We start from the raw sequence: 15,524 nt of genomic DNA on the forward strand, positions 1-15,524 counted from the left end.
TATATAACAAGTATATCAGTAAAAAGATGACAATGCAATAATAAAACATTGATAAGATGCTAGGAATAAAGGTAACGCTGATATTTTAATGATTTTTTGTTATAACTTATGGTATGTAGTATAAATTACACCATCAGTCCTCACCCACCAAACAATCCAACCACAGACCCCATCACAAAACCAATAATAACCATATAAGTATTCTCAGTATATTTATTTATAAGTCGCTCTAGCACATTTGCAGTTGCAAACGTACCGATAATAATTCCGAGTAGCAATGGAATAAGAGACAGCCATTTGAAAGTGTATACATTTTCAAGGACTGTGGTGTAAAGACCGAGAATATACAGCATATGAGATGCACTGATTCCAGGAAGTACCAGAGCGATAGCGACGATAATGCCACCGAGAAACTGCATAATAATAAATGAAAGACCTGAACCTGAGGCGAAAAGTCCTTTAGGAATAATTGAAAGTGACAGAACCAGAAACAGACCGAGAAAAAGCCACAGGATATGGACTATGGACAGCTTTGTTATACCGGATTTCTTAACTAATAACGGAATACCACATAAGACGATGATGGCAAATATAACTCTGACATAGATACCAGTTGCAGGATTTGCGAGAAGATAGGATATAACCCTTGCAAATGCAACGAACCCAATAAGCCCGCCCAGTCCGATGTTGCAAAGAAAAAGTACACTTTTAAAAGGCTCCTTTTTAATCTGATTGACGTTATGAATTAAATCTTCATATACACCTAATATAATAGCCATGGTTCCACCAGAGACACCAGGAATGGTCATCGTAGAACCTATAAAAAGTCCTTTTAAGAATAATATAATATTCATAAATATTTTACCTCTGACTTATAGTTTTAAGATATATGTGTAATGATAGTAGAATTAAATTAATTAAAATGTGTAGTGAAATATTTTGTGAAACATACTCACGAGATTCTGATATATAATTCCTACATTTACAATATAATGATGGTAGATTATAATAAAGATATTCATCAGAAAGAGTAATTAGACATTAATATTTATATCTGTCAAATCTACTTTAATAGACGAATATTGGCGACAATATGTATGTGCGAAGGTTGAGCTAATAAAAATATTATTATGAAAATTAAAATAAGTCTTGAAATATTGCATAGTATATTGTAGAATACATTGAACCAATTAAATATTGTGAAACTCTTGTAAGAGGGAGTAACTGGCGTTTAATTATGAATCAAAACGTTTACGACTGTGTCAATCCCGATATGGCGACATATCCGCGTCGTAATTAAATAGTGAGACTTTTACTGTACATTTTGTGTGCAGTAAAGGTCTCATTTTTGATTTATACGAAGAAACACTTTTTGTTTTATGCAAAGAAATGGAGGTAAGAGATGAAAGAGTTGTATCAGATGACATCAAATGAAGTCAGACAAAAACTAAATGGTAAAACAGAACCATTAACAAATGAAGAGATTGCCAAGAGACAGCAGGAATACGGTTTAAATGAATTAGTAGAGGAGAAAAAGAAAAATGTTTTTCAGGTATTTCTAAAGCAATTTGCAGATTTTCTTGTAATAATACTTATTATTGCAGCAATAGTATCAGCAGCATTAGGAGATGTGGAAAGCAGTGTTGTAATATTAGTTGTTATTACGATGAACGGAATACTTGGAACGGTTCAGACCATTAAGGCAGAACATTCTTTGCAGAGCCTTAAAGAGTTATCGATGCCGATGGCAAAGGTTATAAGAGACGGACAGGTTATGAAAATAAGTTCAAAAGAATTAACAATTGGTGATGTGGTCTGTTTAGAAGCCGGAGATTATGTTCCGGCAGATGGACGAATTATAGAATCAGCAGGACTTAAGATAGATGAGAGTATGCTAACTGGGGAAAGCCTTGTGGTTGATAAAACCGACACAGTTATTGAAGAGGAGAAGCCGCTTGCAGAAAGAACTAATATGGTCTATTCGGGTAGCTTAGTGTCATTTGGAAGGGGAAGTTATATCGTTACATCAATCGGAATGAATACGGAGATTGGTAAAATCGCAAGTCTGTTGAAAGCGACTTCTGAGAAAAGAACACCATTACAGATATCATTAGATAAATTTGGTCAGAAGTTATCTATAATAATACTTATTTTCTGTGCGATATTGTTCACACTTAATATTATTCAGGGGGAAAATATTGAAAATGCGTTTATGTTCGCAGTAGCATTGGCGGTAGCGGCAATTCCAGAAGCACTTAGTTCTATTGTAACTATTGTATTGTCATTTGGAACACAGAAGATGGCCAAAGAAAATGCGATAATCAGAAAACTTCAGGCAGTTGAGGGACTTGGAAGCATATCTGTTATTTGCTCGGATAAGACAGGAACACTGACACAGAACAAGATGACCATAGAAGATGCCTATTGTCTTAATGACGACAATTTGAAACTTGCTAAATACAGTATCTTATGCAATGATGCATCAATCAGAGATGATGAGCAGATTGGCGACCCTACAGAAGTCGCATTTGTGGTATGGGCGGAGAACTTAGGAATATCGGTTGAGAAATTTCGTGCAGATAATAAGCGAATTTCTGAGAATCCATTTGACAGTGACAGAAAATTGATGTCAACTTTGAATGTTATTGTAAATGACAGCACTATTAATAATGTTAATGATATGTCTGATATGAATAATAGCAATTTAATAATGATAACAAAAGGTGCAACAGACATTATCTTATCAAGACTTGCTAATATAGAGGATAAAGGTATAGTACGACAGATTAATGCCGAAGATAAGAGAGAAATCGAGAAGAAAAACATAGAATTTTCCCAAAAAGGAATGAGAGTTTTAGCTGTTGCATATAAGAATTATAAATCATATGACTTAACAATAGATGACGAAGATAACCTCACATTCCTAGGGCTTGCTGCTATGGTAGACCCGCCAAGAGAGCAGTCGGAGTCAGCAGTGCAGGAGTGTAAGGAAGCGGGCATAAAGCCAATAATGATTACCGGAGATTATAAGGTCACTGCGGCAGCAATTGCTAAGAGAATTGGAATCTTAGAAAATGCTGATGAGGCATGCGAGGGTAGTGTGATAGATAAAATGAGTGATGAAGAACTTGAGAATTTCGTAGAAAATATATCGGTTTACGCGAGGGTTTCTCCGGAACATAAGATAAGAATTGTAAAGGCGTGGCAGGCTAAGGGAAATATAGTTGCGATGACAGGTGATGGCGTGAATGATGCACCTGCACTTAAGCAGGCAGATGTTGGCGTGGCCATGGGAATTACAGGAAGTGAAGTATCGAAAGATGCGGCAGCAATGGTGCTTACAGATGATAATTTCCAGACAATAGTCAAGGCAATAGAAAATGGAAGAAATATATACCAGAATATCAAAAATTCGATACAATTTCTGCTATCAGGTAATTTTGCAGGAATACTTGCAGTTTTATTCGCATCAATTGCGATGCTGCCTGTTCCGTTTGCACCAGTTCATCTGCTATTTATAAATCTGCTCACCGACAGTCTCCCAGCGATAGCATTAGGATTTGAAAAGGGTGATAAAGATGTGATGAAGAAACCGCCAAGAGACAGAAATGAAAGCATTATGACTAAAGATTTCCTGATAAATGTTGGAATCGAAGGCTTAGTTATAGCAGTTACGACAATGACTGCATTTATGATTGGTTACAGAGATAATAATGCTTTGCTTGCAAGTACAATGGCATTTGGAACATTATGTATGGGCAGATTATTCCATGGTTTTAACTGTAAATCAGATAAACCGGTTATATTTAATAACTTATTTTCAAATAAATGGCTGATTGGTTCGTTTTTGACAGGAGTAATCCTTATGAGCTCAGTTCTTATGATTCCGGTATTTCATACAGCATTAAAAGTACAGACTTTGAGTATCGCACAATTACTGATTATATATGCACTTGCGGCAGCTGATTTCCTGATTATACAACTGCTTAAATGGTTAAAAACATTGATATAGCGATAAAATGCAAGGAAGAAACTCAACTTTTAAATAAAATTAAATAAAGCGTATAAATAAAGGTAAAGCAGGTAGAAGCAGAATAAATATAAATAAATCAAAATAGGAAAATATATGTATCTCCCGGAGAATTTTGGGAGATACATAACTAAAAGGATTATTTTTGACTAAATGGAGTAGAAATAATGTTTTAAATATTATAAAATCATTACGATAAATAGTGTGAAAATAATTCTGATGAAAATGAATTTTCCATAACTATTTGTTTCAGAACAAAAACAAATAAAAAGAGAATATTTTTTTTTATACATAGGTTAGTATATGCTAACTAAAGGAAGAGGTGACTAATCAAAATTTAATATGAATGATGAAGAAAAAATTTTTGAAAATATAGCAAGGGAAAACAGGGCAGAAGAGATATTTAAGAGCGAAGATTGTGAAATTTGGAAAATGAAGAACTCTTCAGGTGATGGACTCATAACTATGTACAATGTATTTCCAGGTGTAATTGTTATGTATAGTGATTTTCATATGTCATCGTGTATATCGGAATTTGATGCGACATCTACTGATTTACTTTGCATTAATCATTGTCGTGAGGGTTGTATGGAAAGTGAATTAAGGGCAGGCGCATATTACTATATTGAAAAAGGCGATTTGTGTGTAGATATCAGAAAATATCATGCAGGCAATGTTAATTTTCCATTAAATCACTATCACGGAATAGGAATATGCTTTTATCGACCTGTAGCTGATAAACAACTGGCAAATGAACTTAATAATTTTCCAGTGAAGCTGTCAGACATTCAGAAAAAATTCTGTGACAATGATAAGCCACATATTATAAAGGCGAGCAAGGAAATTGAACATATTTTCTCGGAACTTTATGAAGTTCCATCGAAGATAAGAAAAGAGTATTACAGAATAAAGGTTTTTGAATTGCTGTTGTATTTAGACGCCTTAGAAATCGATAATGATAAATTTGACAAACCATATTTCTACAAAAGTCAGGTGGAAAAGGTAAAGAACATACATGAATTGATTACACATAACCTTACATATCATTATACTATCGAAGAATTGTCAGAAAAATATGATATATCAGCGACAACATTAAAGGAATGTTTCAAATCAATTTATGGAAGTCCAATATATAAATATATTCAGACATACAGGATTAACAGAGCAGCAACATTACTTAGAAACGGTTCTAATGAAAATGTTTCACAGATTGCAGGGCATGTCGGATATGACAGTCCAAGCAAATTTGCGGCAGCATTTAAAAAGATTATGGGAGTAACGCCGCTGCAATATAGAAAAAATAACAGTACACTACCGCTATAAACAAAAAAGGAGATGTTTAAAAATGAAGAAAAAAAGTGCAATGTCAAAATTGTTTGACTATGCAGGAAATTTTAAGTACCTGACTATGGCTTCATTAGTACTTTCTGTGATTAGTGCATGGTTAGCACTAGTCCCATTTTATTATATCTGGAGAATTATCAAAGAAATACTTGATGTGGCACCTTTTTATGGTGATGCAAAGAATCTTAGTAAATACGGCTGGACAGCGGTTGGCTTTGCAATAGGTTCAATGCTTATTTACATATCTGCACTCATGTGTTCACATATTGCAGCCTTCAGAGTTCAGGCAAATATGAGGTCAAAAGTAATGCGACATATCCTTACACTTCCTTTAGGTTTTATGGACAGAGAGGGAAGTGGTAAAGTCAGAAAAATAGTAAATGAATCAAGTGCCGCCACAGAGACATACCTTGCACATCAGCTTCCTGATATGGCAGGTGCAATGGCTACACCTGTAGGTTTGTTAGTCTTACTTATAGCATTTGACTGGAAACTTGGACTTTTAAGTCTTATCCCTACTGTACTTGCATTCCTAATTATGGGTTCGATGACAGGTGAAAAGATGAAAGAGAAGATGAAGGAATACCAGAATTCCTTAGAGACAATGTCAAATGAAGCTGTAGAATATGTAAGAGGTGTTCCGGTTGTTAAAACATTTGGACAGTCAGTGTTTTCGTTTAAGAGATTTAAAGAGGCAATTAAAGGGTATGAGAAATGGGTAATTTCTTATACATTAGACCTTAGAATGCCAATGACATTGTATACAACAATTATTAATTCAGTGTTCGCAGTTCTTATGCTTGCAGGCTTTGTGATTACCAGAAATGACGTAACTAAAGATTTTATTTTGAATTTCACATTCTATGTAATTATAACACCTATCATTACAGTTACACTTAATAAAATTATGTTCTCAAGTGAGAATAATATGCTTGTGGAAGATGCTCTTTCGAGAATTGAGGGAATAACTAATATGAAGCCTCTTGAAGAGCCTTCTGCACCAAAGCCTCCACAGGATTATTCCGTATCCGTAAATAATATTTCTTTCAGATATGATGATGCTAAGAGCAATGCATTAACTGACATTAATATGAATATTAAATCAGGTGAACATATTGCACTCGTTGGACCATCAGGTGGTGGTAAGACAACACTTGCAAGTCTTATCGCAAGATTCTGGGACGTTAATGAGGGTGAAATAAACATTGGCGGAACAAATGTCAAAGATATCGCAGGCAAAGAACTTATGAACACAGTTTCATTTGTATTTCAGGATAGTAAGTTACTTAAAATGTCAATATTTGATAATGTAAGATTAAGTAAACCTGATGCAACAAGAGAAGAAGTTCTTAAGGCTCTTAAAGATGCACAATGTGAGGATATTATCGCAAAAATGCCAAAAGGTATAGATACAATGATTGGCTCAGATGGTACATACGTGTCAGGTGGAGAAGCACAGCGACTCAGTATCGCAAGAGCAATGTTAAAAGATGCACCGATTCTTGTATTAGATGAGGCTACAGCATTTGCGGACCCTGACAATGAGGCTAAGGTTCAGGAGGCATTTGCAAATCTTTCAAAAGGCAAGACAGTTATTATGATAGCACACAGACTGTCAACTGTTACAAATGCTGATAAGATATATGTATTAAAAGAGGGCAGGATTGCAGAGCAGGGAACACATAATGAGTTAAATAATAAAGGCGGAATATATACTCATATGTGGTCTGAATACAATAAATCAGTAAATTGGAAGGTAGGTGTGAGATAATGAATTTAAACGAAAAATTACAACATAAATATGCGTTGTCACCTAAGGGTGCAAAGGATATGATAAAGGCATTTATTTCCGTAACTGTGTCAAATATTGTTCTTATGCTTCCTGTTGGTTTACTTTATTATATTGTTAAAGATTTTATAAACAATGATGTAACTTCTAATAAGAGAATTCTTTATATTATTGGAAGTGTTATCTGTCTGTTATTAATAGCGATAACAACTTATATTCAATATAATGCAACATTCCTTTCTACTTATGTGGAAAGCGGAGTCAGACGAACAACGCTCGCCGAAAAGTTAAGAAAATTACCTCTTTCTTATTTTGGTAAAAAAGATTTGTCAGATCTGACAAGTACAATTATGGCTGATTGTGCCACGCTTGAGACTGCATCATCACATTGGATTCCTGAATTAATAGGAGCAATGATTTCGACACTTATTGTATCAATAAGCCTTTTCTTTATTGACTGGAGAATGGCAATTGCAGCGTTATGGGTTTTACCTATTGCATTTATCATTGTATTAAGTTCTGCAAATGTACAAAAGAAATTAAATGAAAATCATATGAGACTTAAAATGAATCTTGCAGATGGTATACAGGAGTGTTTAGAAACACTTAGAGATTTAAGAGCTAACAATGCAAGTGAAAGCTATATGACAGGACTGGATAAGAAGATTAAGGCAGTTGAGAAACATTCAATAGTCACTGAGTTTGGAACAGCAGTGTTCGTAGGTTCAGCCCAGATGATTTTAAAAGTGGGAATCGCAACTGTTGCCCTTGTGGGTGGAATACTTCTATCAAAAGGCAAAATCGATATATTTAAATTCTTTATGTTCTTACTTCTGGTGTCAAGATTATATGATCCTATGCAGATGTCATTACAGAATCTTGCAGCAATTATATCAGCAGATGTACCTTGCAGAAGAATGGATGAAATCTTGTCACACAGTATACAGACAGGTTCAGAGAAATTGACAAATAAGGGTTGTGATATCGTATTTGACCATGTTGCATTCGGATATGATGGTGAAGATAATGTACTTAGTGATGCGTCATTATGTGCAAAACAGGGCGAAGTTACAGCTTTAATCGGACCATCAGGTGGTGGTAAGACAACTGTATCAAGACTTGCAGCAAGATTCTGGGATATTAATAAAGGTAAGATTACTGTTGGTGGAATGGATATATCGAAGATTGATCCTGAGAAACTTATGTCCCTGTATTCGATTGTATTTCAGGATGTTACTTTATTTAACAATACTGTTATGGAAAATATACGAATCGGTAAGAAAGATGCAACTGACGAGGAGGTTATAGCAGCCGCTAAATTAGCACACTGTGATGAGTTTGTAGAGAAACTGGCTGATGGCTATAACACAATGATTGGTGAAAATGGTTCGGAATTATCAGGTGGTGAACGCCAGAGAATCTCAATAGCCAGAGCGTTCTTGAAAGATGCTCCTATTATTCTTCTTGATGAGGCAACAGCATCTCTTGACGTAGATAATGAGACTTTGATTCAGCAGTCGCTTTCTGAGTTAATTAAGAATAAAACTGTTCTTATAATTGCACACAGAATGAGAACTGTGGCAAGTGCAGATAAGATTGTCGTTCTGAAAGATGGCGTTGTAGCTGAACAGGGAAGTCCTGCAGAGCTTGAAGCTAAGAATGGTATATATAAACATATGATGAGTATGCAGCTTAAGAGTGCGGAGTGGAAGATGAATTAGAAATTATTTTAGTTTGACATCAAGAAAAAGTTTTGCTATAATCCGAAATATCCGAGTTGCGAAGCGCGTAAGTCCAGGAATGGGCTTACGTGCTTTTTTGTTGTATAAGAAATTTCTTAGTATTTCCTATGCAACAAAAAGCTTCGCAGGAATGTGCACACTTTTGCAGAGAAAAATGTTGCATAAAGCATCATAAACATAAAAATTATGAAAAGGTAATGCAAAATGTTGCAAAAGTGGCACAGAATATCGCAAAGCGATATTCTTCTTAGTTAAAAGAAATGGAGGAAGATGAAGTGGAAAACAATATTTCTGAAAATTTAGAGAAAGGAAATAGCAAAAGGGACAACAAAATGGCAAGTATGCCGGTTAACAAATTAATGCTAAGTATGGGAATTCCGATGATTTTATCAATGGCATTGCAGGCTGTATATAATATTGTTGACAGTGCATTTGTTTCAAATATGAAAGGAAATGGCGAAGCAGCATTAAATGCTCTGACCCTTGCGTTTCCAATTCAGATGTTAATGGTGGCAATTGCTATTGGTACAGGTGTCGGAACTAATGCATTACTTGCAAAAAGTCTAGGACAGGGCAATAAAGAGAAAGCAAGTAAAGTCGCAGGAAACAGTATTTTTCTTGCAACTGTGATATATATTATTTTTCTGATATACGGAATGGTCGGAGTGAGAGCATATATATCAACGCAGACGAAAAATGTACTCATAAGAGAAATGGCAGTTGATTATCTTAGAATCTGTTGCGTAATTTCATTTGGTATTACATTTTTCTCAATATTTGAGAAATTATTACAGGCGACAGGACGTTCGTTATATTCAACAATTGCACAGATTCTTGGCGCTGTCGTAAATATTATTTTAGACCCGGTACTTATCTATGGTTTAAGTGGCTTTAAGGAATATGGAGTAAAGGGTGCAGCTTATGCGACTGTAATCGGACAGATAGTATCATTTGTGACAGCACTCATATTTCATTTGAAATTCAATGTCGAAATTGACAATTCATTAAGATATAAGAAACCATCATTTACAATAATAAAGGAAATATATGCAATTGGTCTGCCGGCAATTATCTCGCAGGCACTAATGTCGCTTATGACATATGCTTTAAATATTATATTTGTACGAATTAATGAATCAGTGGTAACTGCGTATGGATTATATTATAAGATCCAGCAGTTTGTTCTCTTTGCTGCATTTGGATTAAGAGATGCCATAACACCGGTTGTATCATTTAATCATGGTATGAGAAGTAAGAAACGTGTTAAAGACGGAATTAAATATGGAATGTTATATACATTCATAATTATGTTTGTGGGTATGGTGGTACTTGAAATCTTTGCAAATCAGTTGTCGGCAGTATTTGGACTGTCAGGAAATACCCAGAACCTATGTATTGATGCAATGCGTATTGTTTCAATAAGTTTCGTATTTGCAGGAATAAATATTGCATACCAGGGAATCTATCAGGCCATCGACAGCGGCTTGGAATCCCTGATTATATCGGTACTCAGACAGTGTATAATAGTGCTTCCTTTAGCATATTTATTTTCAAACATTGCGATTAAAAATTCTGATAAGATATGGTTAATATGGACATGTTTTCCGATAACCGAGGCGGTTACGGCATTTGTGGCATATTTATTAATGAAGCGAATTAACAGGACTAAATTAAGTGAACTTAACTAAATAAGAAATTATATGAAAATTAATTAAATAAAAACTAAATAGAAATGAGAATTCAGAAAGAGGTCAATGTGAAAAATAATGCTGATGCAATTATTTTTCACATAGCTATTTGTTTCGGAGCGAAAGCAAATAGCTTTTATGGCAAGTCAGAAATCGCCTACGCGAATTTCTGACTGCCTCTTCGCGACAAGTCGCTCAGAAAAGAGGTTAATATGAATAAAATAGTTACAATCAGCAGAGAATTTGGCAGTGGCGGACGTTTTATCGGTGAACAGCTTGCTAAAAGAATTGGAATACAATTTTATGACAAAAAGATAATTAGTGAGGTTGCAGAGAAAACGGGCCTCGCAGAAGAATTTATAGAGCAGAAAGGCGAATATGCACATCTTAAAAATATTTTTGCATATGGTCTGATTGGCAGAAATCAAAATGGAGAATCAATCGATGATATTCTGTATGCGGCTCAAAGGGAAATTCTAATTGATGCAGTAAAGAAAGGTCCATGTGTTATAGTTGGAAGAAATGCTGACTACATTTTCAAGGATTATAAGGAATGTATAAATGTATATATATGTGGAAATATGGAAGAAAAGATTGCAAGAATCAGTAAATTGTATAATAAGACAGAAGAGGAGGCAAAAAAACTTATCCACGATATAGATAAGCGAAGAAGTGTTAATTATAAATATTATACTGAAAGACAGTGGGGACTTTCTAAAAATTACACAATTTCGTTAAATAGCAGTGAAATTGGATATGAAAAATGTATTGATATTATAGAGGAACTTTATAATCTCTAAAAATTTTGTTGAAAATAGACATTGATTTATTATAGATTTATTGTATTATATTCATAAAGAAATAAATCACAGAAATGGAGATTAATGCAATGAAAGAATTTAAACCTATTAAAGAGGGTAAAGTACGTGAAGTATATGATAACGGAGACAGCCTTATCATAGTTGCTACAGACAGAATATCAGCTTTTGATGTTATTCTTAAGAATGTTGTACATAAGAAAGGTGCAATTCTTACACAGATGTCTAAGTTCTGGTTCGATTTCACAAAGGATATTGTTCCAAACCATATGATTTCTGTAGATGTTAAAGATATGCCTGAATTCTTCCAGAATGAGAAATACGATGGAAACAGTATGATGTGTAAGAAATTAGATATGCTTCCAATCGAATGTATCGTTAGAGGATATATAACAGGTAGTGGCTGGGAAAGCTATAAGAAAAACGGTACTGTATGTGGAATTAAGCTTCCAGAGGGATTACAGGAATCAGACAAGTTACCTGAACCAATCTATACACCAACAACTAAAGCAGATTTAGGCGACCATGATGAACATATTACTTTTGAAGATAGCGTAGAGATTCTTGAGAAGCTTCACCCTGGAAAAGGCGAAGAATATGCTAAGAAGATTATGGATTGCACAATTGCACTTTATAAGAAATGTGCAGAATATGCATTAAGCAAGGGAATTATTATTGCAGATACAAAATTCGAATTTGGTTTAGATGAGAATGGAAATGTAGTTCTTGGTGATGAGATGCTTACACCAGACAGCTCAAGATTCTGGCCATTAGAAGGTTACAAACCTGGACAGGGACAGCCTTCATTCGATAAACAGTATGTAAGAGACTGGTTAAAACAGAACCCGGACAGTGATTATCATCTTCCGGATGAAGTTGTTGAGAAATCAGTTGATAAATATAAAGAAGCATTTGAATTAATTACAGGAAAGAAATTTGAATAATTAATTTAAGGCTAGTGAATAAATTATAAATGCAACACAGTCATGAAAATCTATAAAATGCCTTATTTGACGAAGTTTAAGATATGATATTGCTAAAAGGTGATTTTTTGAAAAGAAACTAACTTGATGGTAATAAACATAAAGGAATATTAAGAGATGTTTTTTGAATAGAATGTCTGTTCAAAAAGCATCTCTTTTGTTAAAAATTGTATTGGATTATCTGGAAGGAGTAATTTACCATTTCATATGAAGCAATTTATAGAAAAATAAAGAGATAAGGAGTTATTTATGAGTGATGACAAAAATTTTTTAACATATAACCAACAATTAAAAAAGTTACGTAATGATAAGAAAATATCCTGTAATAAAAGTTCTAAAGATAAGGAAATTCTTGTTCGAATGGGATATTTTAATATTGTTAATGGATATAAAAATCCATTTATCTGTGATAAAGATATTAATGGAAACTACATATATTTGCCAAATACAGATTTATCTAATATTTATGAGCTGAAAAGATTTGATGAAAAATTGAGAAACTTTCTTTTAAGGTACATTACACAAATTGAAGAAGAAGTGAGAACATTAACGAGTTATAAATTTGACCAATGCAATAAAAATGGAAAGATTCCATGGTATGATGCTAAAGCATATTCAGATGAAGCAAGGTTGCAAAACAAGATAAGTGCTATTTCATCAGCATATAGTGAGTTAAGTAAAAGTCAGTTAGATTATGTGAGATTTTATATGGACAAACACACAGCTATACCTACATGGATAATGATTAAGGTAGTTAATTTTTCTACATTCATTGATATATTGAATAATAGCAAAACAATAGTAAAACATAGTTTGTGCGAATTATATGGAATGAAAGATGAAAATGGATATCCAAATGTAAAATTGCTAATAGGTAGTTTGCATTGGCTTAGAAAAGTAAGAAATTCGTGTGCGCATAATGAAAGAATATATTGTATTACAGAAACAAAAAATAAAAATAAAAAGGGGCGAATAAAAGAAAATTATTTTAAAATGATAAAACCATCATATATGAAAGATACTGAAAAGAAGTTGATGGATTTGATGGTTTATTTTAAATATTATTTGCCGGCTTCTGAATTCAAGTGTATGATGATAGAATTTATAGGAATGGTAAATGCATTAGAAAAGTCTGTTCCGAAAAATGCTTTTGATAATATAAGAGGACAAATGGGAATTAAAAATATAGAAGATTTACAAATATTAATTGAGTTACCAAAGGAAAAAATCAATTATAATACATTTGATAAAAAGATATAAAAAAGACTTGTAATAAAAAAAGTGTTATGATAATATACTAATACAGAGATAACCAGATGGATTTTGGTTGAAAGGCACTTACAATTATGTGGGTGTCTTTTATTTTTATAGAAAAGAGGGTGACACCGATTATTTACATAGTTGAAGATGATGACAACATTCGCGAAGAATTAAAATTATTACTAAATACGTCAGGATACGAAGTACGCACAACTACAGATTACAAAAATGCTGCAGATGATATATTAAACGTGAACCCTGATATGGTTTTGCTAGACGTTAATTTAGAGGGAATAAGCGGTCTTACGATATGCGACCGTCTAAGAGAGAAGTCAGATGTCCCTATCATATTTGTAACGGGAAATAACACTTCAATGGACGAGCTTAACTGTATTATTCGTGGTGGTGACGATTACATCAGTAAACCATATCAACCACCGATATTACTTGCAAGAATTGCCGCATTACTCAAGCGGACTAAGAAATCATCTGATAAGAAGTCAGACACTATATTAGAATGTGGAAATGTATGCCTGGACACATCTGTTGCATTGATTTATAAGGATAATAAGAAATCAGAGCTTACGAAAAATGAAATGAAAATACTTTATTATCTATTTGCAAATAAAGGCAAGATAATTTCAAGGGAAGAACTGATTGACTACTTGTGGGACAATGACGTATTTATTGATGACAATGCCTTGAGTGTAAATGTTACAAGAATAAGAAATAAATTAAAAGGATTAGATGAAGAAAAACTTATACAGACTAAGAGAGGAATGGGCTACATATGCGGCTGACAGATTATTTATCAGACAAAATAATTGTAATACTTATAAATATGGCATCTATGATGGCACTTAGTCTGTACCTCATTTCGACAGGCAACTATCTTACAAATGTAATATTAATACTTGCAGCGTGGGGTATAATTTTAGTTACTTATCTGAGCGTGGACTATATAATTAAGAGAAAATATTTTAATAAAATAGATGATACCCTAAAAAATCTTGATAAGCCATATCTTCTAGCAGAAGTAATGGATAAAGGCAACAGCATTTATGACAAAATCTACAGAGAAATAATACACACATCTAATAAATCAGTAATAGAAGAGATAAGAGATTTGAAGAAATCACAGTCAGAATATAAGGAATATATTGAAAGCTGGGTTCATGACATCAAGACTCCGTTAACTGCCATTAATCTCATATGCGAAAATAATAAGAATGATTATACGAAGAAAATTCAGAGAGAAACCGGAATAATTGAAAATCAGGTGGAAAATGTCCTGTATTATGCCAGAATGGAGCAGGTATATAAAGATTATATGATACATAGCATTAATCTTAAAAATGTTGTATTAAATTCTGTAAGAAGAAATAAGCTGTATTTCATTCAGGGAAAAATGCAGGTAAATGTTGAATTCGATGACATAATGGTTTCGACAGATGAGAAATGGATAGAATTCCTGCTTAACCAGATATTCTTAAATGCCATCAAATATCGTGCAAATGAAAATGCACATATAGATATAACAACAAATAAGCAGGATAAAAATATAGAACTCATAATAGAAGATAATGGAATTGGAATACCTAAGGAAGATATCGGCAGGATATTTGAGAAAGGCTTTACGGGAAGTAACGGCAGAAGAGATATCGAGAAAGAAAATAACATCAAAAAAGACAATTCATTAGAATATAATAGGAATAAAAAAGCAACAGGAATAGGTTTGTACCTGTGTAAAAATCTGTGCGATAAGTTAGATATCGGAATCAGATGTGAGTCAGAGGAAGGCAGATATACACGAATGATTCTTATATTTCCTGATTCAGATTATGCGAAGTTGTAAGTCCATACTACA

11 protein-coding genes are annotated in these 15,524 nt (G+C 33.6%); 10 read left to right on the forward strand and 1 reads right to left on the reverse strand.

Annotated elements, in window-relative coordinates; translation table 11 throughout:
- Positions 1–140 precede the first annotated feature (140 nt).
- A complete protein-coding gene (locus tag OCV48_RS08160) occupies positions 141–854 on the reverse strand; it encodes an undecaprenyl phosphate translocase family protein (RefSeq protein ID WP_021983982.1) in 714 nt (237 codons plus the stop codon).
- Positions 855–1,402: 548 nt separating this feature from the next.
- Between OCV48_RS08160 and OCV48_RS08165 the strand changes: the two genes are divergently transcribed.
- From OCV48_RS08165 to OCV48_RS08210, 10 genes are all read left to right on the forward strand, one after another.
- The gene (locus tag OCV48_RS08165) at positions 1,403–4,012 is read left to right on the forward strand and encodes a cation-translocating P-type ATPase (RefSeq protein ID WP_147591627.1); all 2,610 of its coding nucleotides are present in this window, start codon (positions 1,403–1,405) and stop codon (positions 4,010–4,012) included.
- A 360-nt stretch (positions 4,013–4,372) separates the two neighbouring features.
- A complete protein-coding gene (locus OCV48_RS08170) occupies positions 4,373–5,356 on the forward strand; it encodes a helix-turn-helix domain-containing protein (RefSeq protein WP_021983984.1) in 984 nt (327 codons plus the stop codon).
- Positions 5,357–5,378: 22 nt separating this feature from the next.
- A complete protein-coding gene (locus OCV48_RS08175; protein ID WP_147591628.1) occupies positions 5,379–7,148 on the forward strand; it encodes an ABC transporter ATP-binding protein in 1,770 nt (589 codons plus the stop codon).
- Positions 7,148–8,887 carry an ABC transporter ATP-binding protein gene (locus OCV48_RS08180; RefSeq protein WP_147591629.1) on the forward strand — a complete coding sequence of 580 codons (1,740 nt, stop codon included), beginning with the start codon at positions 7,148–7,150 and terminating at the stop codon, positions 8,885–8,887. Before OCV48_RS08175 ends, OCV48_RS08180 begins: the two co-directional genes overlap by 1 nt.
- A gap of 353 nt (positions 8,888–9,240) precedes the next feature.
- Entirely contained in the window at positions 9,241–10,596 is a 1,356-nt protein-coding gene (locus tag OCV48_RS08185) for an MATE family efflux transporter (protein ID WP_262559479.1), read from the forward strand.
- A gap of 212 nt (positions 10,597–10,808) precedes the next feature.
- The gene (locus tag OCV48_RS08190; protein WP_147591631.1) at positions 10,809–11,396 is read left to right on the forward strand and encodes a cytidylate kinase-like family protein; all 588 of its coding nucleotides are present in this window, start codon (positions 10,809–10,811) and stop codon (positions 11,394–11,396) included.
- A gap of 89 nt (positions 11,397–11,485) precedes the next feature.
- The gene (locus OCV48_RS08195; RefSeq protein ID WP_147591632.1) at positions 11,486–12,358 is read left to right on the forward strand and encodes a phosphoribosylaminoimidazolesuccinocarboxamide synthase; all 873 of its coding nucleotides are present in this window, start codon (positions 11,486–11,488) and stop codon (positions 12,356–12,358) included.
- 288 nt (positions 12,359–12,646) lie between these two features.
- A complete protein-coding gene (locus tag OCV48_RS08200) occupies positions 12,647–13,657 on the forward strand; it encodes an Abi family protein (protein WP_147591633.1) in 1,011 nt (336 codons plus the stop codon).
- A gap of 119 nt (positions 13,658–13,776) precedes the next feature.
- Positions 13,777–14,457, forward strand: a complete 681-nt coding sequence (locus OCV48_RS08205; protein ID WP_262559430.1) for a response regulator transcription factor — start codon at positions 13,777–13,779, stop codon at positions 14,455–14,457.
- The gene (locus OCV48_RS08210) at positions 14,448–15,512 is read left to right on the forward strand and encodes a sensor histidine kinase (protein ID WP_147591635.1); all 1,065 of its coding nucleotides are present in this window, start codon (positions 14,448–14,450) and stop codon (positions 15,510–15,512) included. The genes OCV48_RS08205 and OCV48_RS08210 overlap by 10 nt, the downstream gene beginning before the upstream one ends.
- Positions 15,513–15,524 lie beyond the last annotated feature (12 nt).

It is taken from the genome of Bovifimicola ammoniilytica, from assembly GCF_025567085.1.
Lineage (GTDB): Bacteria > Bacillota > Clostridia > Lachnospirales > Lachnospiraceae > Bovifimicola > Bovifimicola ammoniilytica.

Excerpts from the sequence above, each read along its gene's own strand:
- OCV48_RS08210 (WP_147591635.1), top strand. The coding sequence starts at position 14,448 with ATGCGGCTGACAGATTATTTATCAGACAAAATAATTGTAATACTTATA.
- OCV48_RS08160 (WP_021983982.1), bottom strand. The coding sequence starts at position 854 with ATGAATATTATATTATTCTTAAAAGGACTTTTTATAGGTTCTACGATG.
- OCV48_RS08195 (WP_147591632.1), top strand. The coding sequence starts at position 11,486 with ATGAAAGAATTTAAACCTATTAAAGAGGGTAAAGTACGTGAAGTATAT.
- OCV48_RS08175 (WP_147591628.1), top strand. The coding sequence starts at position 5,379 with ATGAAGAAAAAAAGTGCAATGTCAAAATTGTTTGACTATGCAGGAAAT.
- OCV48_RS08190 (WP_147591631.1), top strand. The coding sequence starts at position 10,809 with ATGAATAAAATAGTTACAATCAGCAGAGAATTTGGCAGTGGCGGACGT.
- OCV48_RS08170 (WP_021983984.1), top strand. The coding sequence starts at position 4,373 with ATGAATGATGAAGAAAAAATTTTTGAAAATATAGCAAGGGAAAACAGG.
- OCV48_RS08165 (WP_147591627.1), top strand. The coding sequence starts at position 1,403 with ATGAAAGAGTTGTATCAGATGACATCAAATGAAGTCAGACAAAAACTA.
- OCV48_RS08185 (WP_262559479.1), top strand. The coding sequence starts at position 9,241 with ATGGCAAGTATGCCGGTTAACAAATTAATGCTAAGTATGGGAATTCCG.
- OCV48_RS08200 (WP_147591633.1), top strand. The coding sequence starts at position 12,647 with ATGAGTGATGACAAAAATTTTTTAACATATAACCAACAATTAAAAAAG.
- OCV48_RS08180 (WP_147591629.1), top strand. The coding sequence starts at position 7,148 with ATGAATTTAAACGAAAAATTACAACATAAATATGCGTTGTCACCTAAG.